The sequence below is a fragment of the Microbacterium sp. P5_E9 genome (assembly GCF_054049175.1).
In genome coordinates this window covers 1-11,706 of sequence record NZ_JBFUMV010000019.1, presented here as the reverse complement: position 1 = coordinate 11,706, position 11,706 = coordinate 1, and the positions used below count along the sequence as shown (strand labels likewise).

General features: G+C 70.0%; 11 protein-coding genes. 2 read left to right on the top strand and 9 right to left on the bottom strand.

Features of this window, described 5'->3' with window-relative positions:
• Positions 1-29: 29 nt before the first annotated feature.
• Positions 30-1,373, bottom strand: coding sequence for an MFS transporter (locus ACXJ3V_RS17505; RefSeq protein WP_457101621.1), 1,344 nt, complete (start codon positions 1,371-1,373; stop codon positions 30-32).
• A 132-nt stretch (positions 1,374-1,505) separates the two neighbouring features.
• On the opposite strand from ACXJ3V_RS17505, the gene ACXJ3V_RS17500 reads away from it, so the two are divergent.
• A complete protein-coding gene (locus tag ACXJ3V_RS17500) occupies positions 1,506-2,504 on the top strand; it encodes a LacI family DNA-binding transcriptional regulator (RefSeq protein WP_457101620.1) in 999 nt (332 codons plus the stop codon).
• Between the two features lie 79 nt (positions 2,505-2,583).
• Complete coding sequence (locus ACXJ3V_RS17495; RefSeq protein ID WP_457101619.1) at positions 2,584-3,408, top strand: Cof-type HAD-IIB family hydrolase; 825 nt, start codon at positions 2,584-2,586, stop codon at positions 3,406-3,408.
• 39 nt (positions 3,409-3,447) lie between these two features.
• On the opposite strand, the gene panB is transcribed toward ACXJ3V_RS17495, so the two are convergent.
• The 8 genes from panB to ACXJ3V_RS17455 form a co-directional block, all read right to left on the bottom strand.
• Positions 3,448-4,347 (bottom strand): 3-methyl-2-oxobutanoate hydroxymethyltransferase, encoded by a 900-nt coding sequence (gene panB / locus ACXJ3V_RS17490; protein WP_457101618.1) that lies wholly within the window; start codon positions 4,345-4,347, stop codon positions 3,448-3,450.
• Positions 4,344-5,195 (bottom strand): pantoate--beta-alanine ligase, encoded by an 852-nt coding sequence (gene panC, locus ACXJ3V_RS17485; RefSeq protein ID WP_457101617.1) that lies wholly within the window; start codon positions 5,193-5,195, stop codon positions 4,344-4,346. Before panC ends, panB begins: the two co-directional genes overlap by 4 nt.
• Positions 5,192-5,956: a DUF2520 domain-containing protein gene (locus ACXJ3V_RS17480; RefSeq protein ID WP_457101616.1), complete on the bottom strand. Its 765-nt coding sequence runs from the start codon at positions 5,954-5,956 to the stop codon at positions 5,192-5,194. Before ACXJ3V_RS17480 ends, panC begins: the two co-directional genes overlap by 4 nt.
• Before the next feature lie 113 nt (positions 5,957-6,069).
• Positions 6,070-7,089, bottom strand: coding sequence for an alpha/beta hydrolase (locus ACXJ3V_RS17475; RefSeq protein ID WP_457101615.1), 1,020 nt, complete (start codon positions 7,087-7,089; stop codon positions 6,070-6,072).
• Positions 7,086-8,162: a hypothetical protein gene (locus ACXJ3V_RS17470; RefSeq protein ID WP_457101614.1), complete on the bottom strand. Its 1,077-nt coding sequence runs from the start codon at positions 8,160-8,162 to the stop codon at positions 7,086-7,088. The genes ACXJ3V_RS17475 and ACXJ3V_RS17470 overlap by 4 nt, the downstream gene beginning before the upstream one ends.
• Positions 8,159-9,247: a hypothetical protein gene (locus tag ACXJ3V_RS17465; protein WP_457101613.1), complete on the bottom strand. Its 1,089-nt coding sequence runs from the start codon at positions 9,245-9,247 to the stop codon at positions 8,159-8,161. Before ACXJ3V_RS17465 ends, ACXJ3V_RS17470 begins: the two co-directional genes overlap by 4 nt.
• Entirely contained in the window at positions 9,244-10,023 is a 780-nt protein-coding gene (locus ACXJ3V_RS17460; protein ID WP_457101612.1) for a hypothetical protein, read from the bottom strand. Before ACXJ3V_RS17460 ends, ACXJ3V_RS17465 begins: the two co-directional genes overlap by 4 nt.
• Entirely contained in the window at positions 10,023-11,705 is a 1,683-nt protein-coding gene (locus ACXJ3V_RS17455) for a phenylacetate--CoA ligase family protein (RefSeq protein WP_457101611.1), read from the bottom strand. Before ACXJ3V_RS17455 ends, ACXJ3V_RS17460 begins: the two co-directional genes overlap by 1 nt.
• Position 11,706: the final 1 nt, after the last annotated feature.

The following is an 11,706-nucleotide window of genomic DNA, read 5'->3' as shown; positions in this document are numbered from 1 at the left end:
GGAGATCCTCAGGGAGTGGGTCGGGTGGGTCAGCGCACGGAGCGGATGCGCAGGATGACGAGGCCGCCGACCAGCACGAGGGCTGCGGCCACGAGGAAGAGGAGCGTGTAGTTCTTGGCCGCCCCGGTGACGCCGATCAGCAGGATCCAGGAGGCGATGAACGGTGCGGCGGCCTGCGGAATGGAGGTCGCGAACCCGGTGATGCCCATGAACCGTCCGGCATCCGTCGTCTTCTCGGGCAGCACGTCGAGCAGGAGTGCCATGTCGACAGCCGAGAACAGCCCGATGCCGAGCGACACGATCAGCGACCCCGCGAACAGCACAGGCAGCGAGCCTGACAGCGCCATCACGACCATGCCGGCCGCCATGATCGCACCGCCCATCAGAACGAAGATCTTGCGACGGCGGAATCGATCTGAGAGGAATCCGCCACCGAGGGCGCCTGCCGTGACGGCGAGCACGCCGATGGCACCGAGGGTGCCGATGACACCGGAAACCTCGGTGATCGAGACGCCGAGTCGCTCGGCGAAGAAGTACGAGGTGAACGTGGTGTTGAGCGTGAGCCCGAAGTAGAAGAGGAATCGGCCGGCCCAGTTCCACGAGAAGTCGGGGTACGTCTTGGGGTTGTAGACGTATTTGCGCAGCACCCCGGAGAGTCCGATGTGCTCGCGCGGCAGCATCCGACTGTCGTCTTCGTGCACCAGGGTGACGAACAGGGTGACGAGCACCACGCCTACGAGCCCCGGGATGAGGAAGAGCAGGAGCGCGTTGCCAGTGACCCCGATCGTCGCGATGACACCGATGACCGGGGCGACCTGGGTGGCGAAGCCGGTGAGTCCGGCGACCTTGCCGCGCTGGGATTCCGGCAGGCGATCGGCGGTGGAGTTCTGCAGGTTGCCGAGCACGGTTCCCCAGCCCCACTGCGCGAGGATCCAGCCGAACCCGAGCAGCAGGATCGAGGGAGCCATCGCCATCACGGCGAGCGAGACGACCCCGACGATCATTCCGCCGATCATGAACGGGCGGCGGCGGCCCAGGCGGGTGCGGGTGCGGTCGCTCCAGATGCCCATGAACGGTGCGGTGAGCATCACGAACAGGGCACCGGAGCCGGTGATGTACCCGAGGTACTCCTGGTGCTCCGGCGCGATCTCGGCCACGCGAATCGCCAGCGAGATTGCGATCGGGGTGATGAAGGCCATGAAGACGCCGAACTGCGCCAGCACCATGAACCAGATGTAGCGGGCGCTGACCTTCGGCAGATCCTCGGGCGGCAGAGCGGCTGTCTCGGCCACCGCCGTCGCGTTGACCGTGGGCAGCGGCATCGAGCCGGGTACGGGGGTCACGATGTCTGCGTCGTCGATCGGGGTGCTCATGGGGACTCCATTGTCGAGAGGGAATGGTCCGGGGGGACTGGTCGCGATGGCTAGCGCGTGCTAGTGATCCGAGGATACGATACAGTCACTAGCGCGCGCAAGTTCAATCGCCAAGACAGTCAGGAGGCTCGGATGACGTCGACGGCACCATCCGCCAGGCGGGTCACGGCCGCGGATGTGGCTCGTTCGCTCGGCATCTCCCGCGCCACGGTCGGATTCGTGCTCAACGACACGCCTGGTCAGACCATCTCCCAGGCCACGCGCGCTCGGGTGCTCGACGAGGCGAAGCGCCTCGGCTACCGCGCCAACACGGCCGCGCGAGCGCTCGCCAGCGGACGGAGCCGGATCATCCTCCTCGTCCTCCCCGACTGGCCGCTCGACTACGCGATGCGCACGCACTTGGACGAGGCATCCCTCGCCCTCGACGAAGCCGGCTACGCGCTCGTCACGATGACGCCGCACCCCGGCGGTCAGGCGCAGCCGTTGTGGGAAACCCTCCGACCTGACGTCGTGATGGGGATGACCACCTTCACTGCGGAGCAGCTCGAGTCCATTCGGGCCAGCGGCGTCGAGCACATCATCCCTCCGCAGCCGGCGGACGAGCTCAGCGCACGCGACCGGCTCGGATTCGCGGAAGGACCCCGTCTGCAGGTGGAGCACCTGCTCTCCCGCGGGCACACGCGCCTCGCCTTCGCACGCTCCGCCGACCCTCGGGTGTCCGATCTCGTCACGCAGCGCAGAGCTCGAGCGGATGCCGCGCTGAAGGATGCCTCAGCAGAGGCATTCATCGCTGATGACGCCGTGACCGAGGAGACGGCGGGCGGCCGCGTCGAGCAGTGGGTGGCTGCCGAGGTGGAGGCAGTCGTCGCCTATAACGACGACATCGCGGCCATGGTCGTCGGCGCGGCCCTGCGAGCCGGCATCCGCGTCCCCGAAGATCTCGCCGTGATCGGCCACGACGACACCCCCCTCGCCCGGCTGTTCGTGCCCGCACTCTCCAGCGTCCGGATCGACACCGCCGGACTCGGTCGCTACCTCGCCGAGCTCGCGCTCAGTGCCGCCACCGGCGCGCCCGCGCCTCTCGCGGGACCGGAGACCGACGCGCATCTGGTCGTCCGCGAAACGACCTGACGCGGTGGGCGTCGTCAGGCGCCACCGTCGACGATCGAGGCGTGGAGACGACACCCCTCGGCACTGGGAGAATGGAACCGTGACAGTTGCGCCCGCTCGTCGTATCGTCTTCCTCGACGTCGACGGGACGATCCTCGATCACGGCACCTCCGTCGCTGCCTCCACCGTCGAGGCGATCACATCCGCACGGAGAGCGGGGCACCTGGTCTACCTCTGCACGGGACGCTCGGCTGGTGACATCCACCCCGAGGTGCGGGCCATCGGCTTCGACGGGGCGATCACGAACGGCGGCGCGTTTGCGACCAGCGGAGACGAGACCGTGCTGGCCCGCACGATGCCGGTGGAGGCTGTCACACTGCTCACCGACTACTTCAACGAGCACGGCATCCACTACTTCCTCCAATCGGATGCCCGCGTCTACGGCGGCCGGCGCGTCCGCGAAATGTTCGTAGAACTGGTGCACCGCCTGCGGAGCGGGACCGACCCGTTGATCGTTCCGAACGTCCACGACCTCTCCCAGGCGGATCGGACGCAGATCGCGAAGGCCGTCTTCATGAGCGAATCCCCCGGCATGGTGGCTCAGCTGCAGACCGACCTGGGCGAGCACTTCCACGTCGTCCCCGGCAGCATGCCGCTGCCCGGCGGATCCAACGGCGAGGTCGGGATGCGCGGCACGACCAAGGGATCGGCGATCCTCCACCTGCTCGATCATCTCGGTGCAGATCCCGCCACGGCGATCGGCATCGGCGACAGCTGGAACGACGTCGAGATGTTCGAGGTCTGCGGCATCGGGATCGCGATGGGCAACGCGGACCCGGAACTGCAGGCTCTCGCCGACGAGGTCACGACGAGCGTCACGGCCGACGGCGTCTACAACGCGTTCCTCCGCCACGGCCTCCTGTAGGCGCCTCGACCACGTCCTTTCTGGTCGAGCCGAAGTCGGCTACGCGCGCATCGCGCGTGGCGGGTTGCGCGCGTCGAGGAGCGCGTGCAGTCGCGCGGCTTCCTCGGGGCGCATGCCGTAGCCGTGTTCGGGCTGCGGGTACTCGCGGGTTCGCACGTCATGCGTATAGGCGGTGACAGCGGCGAGGATGTCGGCACGCACGTCGGCGTACTTCTTGACGAAGCGGGCCGCATGTCCGTCGTAGAGGCCGATGATGTCGTGGAAGACGAGCACCTGGCCGTCGGTGTGGGGGCCGGCGCCGATGCCGATGACGGGGATGTGCAGGCGCGGCATGACGGCGTCGGTGACGGCAGTGGGGATGGCTTCGAAGACGATGGCGAAGCATCCAGCCGCCTGCAGCGCGAGCGCGCTCTCGATGAGCGCGAGGGCCTCCTCTGCCGTGCGTCCTTGCGACCGGTAGCCGCCGATGGTCGCCGCGGTCTGCGGGGTGAGGCCGACGTGCCCCATCACCGGGATGCCGGCCGCGATGATCGCGCGGGCGCGGTCCACGGAGGTCCCACCGCGTTCGATCTTGACGGCGTCGCATCCGGCGGTCTTGACGAACCGCTGCGCGGTTTCGACGGCCTGTTCGTCGGATGCCTCGTAGGACCCGAACGGGAGGTCGCCGACGAGGAGCGGGGCGCTGAGACCACGACGGACGGCCGCGGTGAGCATGAGCATCTCGTCAACGGTGACGGGCACGGTGCTTTCGTGCCCCAGTACGGTCATCGCGGCGGAGTCGCCGACGAGCACGACGTCGACCCCGGCGGCGTCGGCGATCTGCGCACTGGGGTAGTCGTACGCCGTGATCATCGCGATGGGTTCGCCGTTCGCCTTCTTCGCGGCGAGCGTCGCGAACGTGATGCGCGGGTGCGGTGCGGCGGCGGGGCGAGTGCTCATGGCGTCGGCTCCAGGATTCGGTTGTCGATGAGTCGCGCCGCCCCGACCCTGGCGGCGACGGCGAGCAGCGCCGGCTGGTCGACCGCGGGCAGCTCGCGCAGGTCATCGGGAGATCGGAGCTCCAGGTACTCCGGATCGATCCCGGCCTCGGTGAGCACCTTCCGGGACGCGTCGAGCACCGCGCCCGCGTTCGTCTCCCCCACCGCAACCGCGGCCTCGGCGGCATCCAGCGCACGGTTCAGCGCGGTCGCGCGCCGCCGAGCGGCCGGGTCGAGGTAGGCATTGCGGGAGCTCATCGCCAGGCCATCGGCCTCCCGCACGATCGGACAGGCCACGATCCGCACCGGGATGTCGAGATCCCGGACGAGCCGACGGATGACAAGGATCTGCTGCGCGTCCTTCTGCCCGAAGTAGGCAGCGTCGGGGGCGACGATCTGGAACAGCTTCGCCACGACCGTCGCGACCCCGTCGAAGTGGTGCGGCCCGCGGCTCGCACCGCAGTGCACCTCCGTGATGCCCGAGATGTGGATCGTGGTGGCGAAGCCGTCCGGATAGATCTCGTCGACCGATGGGACGAACAGGATGTCGGCGCCCGCCGCGTCCGCGAGCGCGGCATCCCTCTCCTCATCCCTCGGATACGCGCTCAGGTCTTCGTTCGCGCCGAACTGCGTCGGGTTCACGAAGAGCGACACGACGACCAGATCGCTGTCGGCGCGGGCTTGCCGGATCAGTGAGAGATGACCTTCGTGGAAGGCGCCCATCGTCGGCACCAGCCCCACCCGGTCCCCCGCAGCACGTGCGTCGCGGACGGCGGCGCGCACCTCGGCGATGCTCCGGATGATCCTCATGCTACGGGCTCCCTCGTCGCGGCGAGCGCGTACGTTCTCGCACACAGCGCGTCGAACAGCGGGAGCAGCTGCGGCGCGGCCGATGCGACGGCGGCGCGCTGGGCGTCGACCGTCAACTCATCCCTGCGAGCGATCGGTCCGGTGAGCGCGGCACGTGGACCGTGCGCCGCCCAGTTCTCGACGGTGCCGCGCACCAGCGGCGCCAGATATCGGCGCATATCGGATGCCGTGAACCCCGATGCTTCAGCCATGGTCTCGGCGGCAGCCTCGAGGGTCACGAGGAAGTTGGACGCGATCGATGCGGTCGCGTGGTACCCCGCGCGCTGCGCGTCGGCCAGTGGAAACGACTCGCCGCCGACGGCCGCGACGAGCTCCTCGGCGACGGCGAGCGCCTCGGGCGACGTCCCGGCGACGGCGCACCCGATCCCGTGGAACGCATCCGCGCCCTCGGTGCCGACGAACGCGCGCAGCGGGTGCAGTCCGAAATCGACCCCGGCCGGGGCGACCGGTGTCGCTCCGGAGGTGTGCCCGACGAAATCCGCCTTGTTCCGCACCGCTCGAGCGGCCGCCGCGATCTCGCGATCCGGGACGCAGAGCAGCACCGCGGTCGCAGGTTCGATGGACTCACCGCGCCCGGTAGGCCCGGTCACGCGATACCCGGCCGATCGCAGTGCGAGTGCGGCGGCGCGGCCGACCCGTCCGGGGCCGACGATGCCGATGCTCGCGACGAGGCGATGCGGAAGAAGTGGAGAGGTGCTCATGGGATTCACGGCCGCAGACACTGCGGCGCCTCCGAGTATCCCTCATTTCCACACTCGGTCCGAAAAGCGAGACCACCTCGCCGCTCGTCGACCAGCCGTGCTCTGCCCGCGCCTCAGGACCGCAGCCACTGCCGGAGGAACCGCGCCAGCGACTCCGACGCCGGCCCCGACGCGCGTGAGAGCCGCGGGTAGGTGACCCAGCCGTGCGGGGCGGAGGGGAAGCGCTCGAGGGAGGTGGGTACGCGGTGATCGCGCAGCCGCTCGGCGTAGGCGATGCCCTGGTCGCGCAGCACGTCGTGATCGGCGATCTGCACCAGAGCCGGCGGCAGGCCGACGAGGGTGGTCGCTGACAGCGGAGCGGCGAGCGGATCGGCCGACCGTTCGGCGATGCCGGCGTCGCCACCGAGGTAGTGCCGGAGGAACGCGACCATGTCGGCGCGGGAGAGCACCGGCTTCTGCGCGTTCTCGATCATCGCGACGTCGTCGAGGGTTGTCGAGGTGACCGGGTACACCAGGCCCTGAGCGAGGAGCCGCGGTGTGCTGGGCTCGGTGCGTGCGGCGTCGCGCAGGGCCAGGGCGACGACGGCCGAGAGGTTGCCGCCGGCGCTGTCGCCGAAGACGGCCAGCCGTGCATCGGTGCCGAGGTCATCGGGATGCGCAGCGACCCATCGCACCGCGGCGAGCGCGTCCTCCACGGCGGCGGGGTACGGATGCTCCGGCGCCAGGCGGTAGTCGACGGCGACGACGACGACGCCGGCGAGAGCCGCGACACGGCTGGGCAGCCAGTCGCAGGCGTCGAGCCCGCCGAAGAGGGTCCAGCCGCCCCCGTGGAAGTAGACAGCGGCCGGCAGCGGCGCGGATGCACGGCGCGGCCGATACACCCGCAGCCGCAGGGCGCCGCCCGGCCCGTCGATGCTGAGGTCGCGCGTGTCGACCTCCGGATGCCGCGCACCGAAGACCCAGCTCTGCACGAACCGGGGCAGGTGCCTCATGGTCTGGTTGTGAGCGATGTCCTGCGCGGTCATCGTGCTGATGTGCATCGAGCGCGAGTGCCGCATCACCCAGCCGAGCAGTCGCGTGCGGAGCGCGATGCGGGTGGTGCGGGTGGGGCGGGCGGCAAGCTCGCGGCTCATCGCGCATCCGTGAGGCGCGGTGAGACCGGCACCTCACCCAGCGCCCGCCCGACGGTGAACACGGCGAGCGCCACCTCCGAGCGGCGCAGCCGGAGACGCCGCCGGAGCCGGCCGTGCGCGTGCGGCGAGTCGATGATCTCGGAGTGCGGCGAGACGACGCCACCGAGGGTGTGCACGTGCAGCCAGAGCCGCTGCAGCTGGCGGCCCGCTTCGAGCACGGTCGGCTCGGGGGCGCCGATCCGGCTGTCCATCGCCTCGGTCGCGCTCGGCAGGTCGCCGCCGAGCTTGCGGGCGTCGACGACGAGCACGATGTGACGCGGGGCGGACCCGGCCTCGACGGGTGGCAGGCGCACCGACCGCTCGATCCCCTCCAGCGCGCGCCCGAACGCCCCGGCGACCGCGATCGCCGGATCGCGCAGCCACGAGCGGCGGGTGAACGGTGTGGCGAGCGCCGCGAGCGGCTTCGGGATCATCAGCATCCGGTCGGTCATGCCGTCGCGATGGTAGTTCGGATGCTCAGGGCTGAGTCGCAGCCAGTGCAGCAGCTCCTTTGCGACGCTCGGCCGCGAGGCGGTGTACGCCACGCCGAGGCGCACCAGGCGCGTCATCGCTCCGTCGTCGAGTTCGCGCACGCCCAGCCACGGCGGCAGGGCGGGCGGCGTCCAGTCCAGGGCCCCGAGCGCTCCGCGGAAGACGCGACGCGCGAGCACGTCCTGCACTGTGTAGGGCGAGGCACTCGGCGTGTCCAGCACCCGGATGCGCAGCACCGGATCCTCGGGGTCGGCCGGTCCGTCCAGCGGCAGCTCGTCGAGCCGGCTCAGCGCATCGAGCGGCTGCACGTCGATCGAGCAGCCGACGGCCGCGGCCGCGACGGCCAGGCTCTCGCACCAGGCGCCGAGGGCGAGCACGAGGTCGCGGAACGACGGATCGCCGGCCGGCAGCGTGCGCGCCGGCACGACCGACACCTCGACAGTGTCGGGCCCGACGATCCTCGGCGCCCACGGCTGCGTGTTGTGCGCGGAGGGCGAGCGGCTCGCGATCAGCAGCAGGGCGGCGATGTCGGTGGCGCTCATCCGATCCTCCGGGAGTAGAAGGTGTAGCCGTGCAGCGGCGTGCCGCCGAAGCGTTCGAACTGCCGGGCCGAGCCGATGTTGTCGCGGCCCACATACGTGCTGCGCAGCAGACGGTAGCCGCCCGCGGCGAGATTCGCCTGCAGCTGCCGACTGAGCAGGCTGAGGATGCCGCGGCCCTGCCGCGCCGGGTCGGTGCCCTGGATGATCAGGATCGCCTCGCGCCGGTAGCGCGCGCGGGTCAGCAGCAGCTGCAGTCGGCGGTGCAGCCGCATCCGCCCGCCGATGCGCTGTAGGAAGAGGGTGATGTCGGGGACGACCAGCACGAACGCGACAGCCTCGCCCGAGCCGGCGTCGCGGGCCAGCAGCAGGAGGCGCTCGTCAAGCAGGTAGGCGAGCCCGTCGGTCGCCGCGGCCATCTCGTCGGGCGTGATCTCGGTGTAGTACGGCAGTGCGGCGAAGGAGCGATTCAGCAGCGCGAGCAGCTCGGGGATCAATTCATCGACGCGGCGCCGCGAGCCGTACTCGAGACGCAGCCCTGCGGCGGCCCACTCCGCAGCGCTCACGCCCGGCGTGCTCCGCGTCGGCACCACCCAGGTGTCCGACTCCCACAGCCGCTCGAACCCGGCCGCCTCGTAGATGCCCGGGTAGCTCGCGGGGTTCCACGCGGAATCGACGAAGCCGCGCTCCGCGAACCCGCTGGTGATCACTCCCCCGGCCTGGTTCGGCAGCAGCGAGACCGGGCCGACCAGTTGCTCCCGCCCCGCCGCGCGCTCCTCGATCGCGGCGAACAGGGTCGTCGCGGCCTCGGCGTCGGCGAATTCCGTGGCGCCGAAGAGCAGCGAAGGCGCCCCCAGTCGGGCATCGAGCCGCAGATCCGTGTGCACCGTGGAGCGGGCGACCGCCCGGCCCCGCGCATCCCGCACCAGCAGGAGCTCGATCGGCTGCGGATGCGGGGAGCGGCCGGTCCACCAGTCGCGCAGGCTCGACTCGAGCAGCGGCACGGCGAGGGCCTGTGGGTGCAGGCGCAGCGGCAGCTCGACGAAGTCGCGGAAGCCGCGGCGATCGGCGACCGCCTCGACGATCACGGGTGCTCCCAGCCGGTGTCCGCATCCGCACTGTCCTCGGCGACCAGCAGGCGGATGAACCCGGCCGTCGCCCAGCGCGTGCCCTCGACGATCCACTGCATCAGGTGGCGATGCTCGGGCATCCGTGCGAAGGCGAGCAGGGCGTCGCGGTCGTCGAAGAAGGCGATCGTGCCCAGTGCCCAGAGGCCCGAGCCGTACACCGCGTGCCAGACGTAGCCCTTCATCCGCCGCATCTTCGCGAGCATGGGATACCAGGTGCGCGCGAGCATGAGCAGGCTGCGCGGTCCGCGGTAACGCGTGGCGCCGAGGAAGAGCGAGCCGCCCTCGATGGGGCTGCGCGGTGGGTTGACGGGCCCGCGCGGCCGGTGACCGTGCCGGCCAGGGCCGAGGGCGCGCCCGCCTGCGACTTCTGGTGGGGTCACGCCGTGCTCACGCTCACGGGTGACGGGGGTGAAGGTCGGGATGTGCGTCATCGTCGGGCCCTCGGCCCGCCAGACGCCGTTCGAGTAGCCGCTCGACTCGGCGCGGTAGCCGCGCGTGCGCGCATCCGTGACCGTGGCGGCGAAGGCGAGCATGGAATCGCGGTTCGTGAAGCCGATCAGCATGCCCCGGTGGCCGGCGACGCGGTAGCGGTGGTCCCAGAGCCGAGCCGGGTCGCGACGAGCGGTGCGAAGCAGTGCGCGCGCCCAGCCCGCATCAGCCGTCTCGCTGTCGATGACGAGCATCGCCTGAGCCCGACCCTGCGGCGGCGCCTTCGAGAAGTCGGTGGAGCGCATCAGGCGCGCTCCACATCCGCCTGATCGAGAGCTTCCTTCTGATCGAACGTGTAGGCGTTCTTGATCTTGATGTTCCCCCCCACGAACGGCCCGGTGCCGTGGTCGTGCACCTCGATGCGCACGTCGCGGGTGGTCGGATCCTCGGCCAGCGACTGCGCGATGTCGCGCGAGACCCGAGCGAGGTGCGAGAGCACCCCTTCCGCCGCCCGCACGCGCAGATCGGCACGGGCCGCGTCGTCGAGCGCGCTGCCCTGGCGCAGCTGCAGGTGGATGATCGGTCGCTGCTCGTGCCCGCCGATCTCGAGCAGCCCCAGCTTGAACGACTCGATCGCGCTCGCGTACGGATTGTCGAGGTAGAGCCCGTTCTCGACGTCGAGCGGATAGATGTTGGCGCCCATGTACGAGATCGTCGAGTCCTTGCGCCCGAAGAGCAGGACGAACGGCAGCCGCGTCCGCTGGATCGCGAACGCGCGCTCATAGCCGAACGCGAGCCGCGGATGCCGGGCAACGAGCGCCTGCATGCTCGGGAAGTCGATGATCATGGCCTCGTCCCCGATGTTGTACCGGGTCTTCGGGCTCATGATGTCGGTCGAGTTGAGGGTGACCAGCAGCTCGCCGTGCTCGGTCGTCTCGAGGAACGTCTCGAGCGGGTTGTACTGGAAGATCATCGGGATGCGGTTCTCGGCCGCGCCCAGCACGTCCTCTCGCAGGGCCGGGGTGTTCGCCAGAGCCCGGCGCAGCCAGACGGTGAGATCGCTCTCGCCGGCCATGCCGATGGTGAGATCGGAGGCGCCGTAGCCCGCGTACACGCGGTTGAAGCGGTCCTCGAGGTAGTCGCGCAGCCCCTCCGTGAGCGCCTCGCCGCCGACGAAGCCGTTCAGTGTGTACTGCTCCCAGTCGAAACGGGGTTCGGCGTCGAGCCGGTCGCGCAGGTGCTTGAGGAACGGCGGATACGCGCTGATCAGGTAGACGTAGCCAGGCCCGAAGAAGAGCAGGGTGTCGACGATCTTCTCGATGTCCGGACCGGTGTTCTTCACCATCGCGACCTTCGACATCGCGATGCCCGTGTTCGTTCCCGTCGCCCAGGCACCCATCGAGAAGGCGTTGATCGCGAAGAGCTTGCGGGTGCCGAAGATCTGCGTCACGTAGCCGGCCACGTTCTTGTGCACGGTGTTCAGCTCGCGCTTGGACCTCAGCCAGTTGTAGGGCTTGCCGGAGGATCCGCTCGACTCGTCGACGACCGTGCCGATGGTCTCGATGCGGCCATGCCAGCAGCGCTCCGCCTCCGGATAGGCGTTCACGTAGTCGGTCTTCGAGGTGGGCCGGTAGTTGTCCAGCCGCCACCACCGGAACCGGAAGCCGTTCGCCTTCTGATAGTCGTGGTAAGCGGGCACGTCGAGGTACGCCTGCTGGCAGATCATCCACGCGTTCAGACGTGCGAAACTCCCCATCCATGGCTGGTAGTGGCGCGCCGTCCAGCGCCACACCATCGGATGCACGCGGTACAGCCGGTAGGCGACGGTGACGATCGCGGTCGCGATGCGCAGCACCGCCTGCTGGAGGGCACTGGTGCGCCGCCCGATGGCCGAGGCCCCTCGGGTGTGAACTGCTTCGAGATGCACTGGATCGGTCACGGCATCGCCCCCGCCGCTCACACTATCCCTCGGGGCGCCGGATCCGATC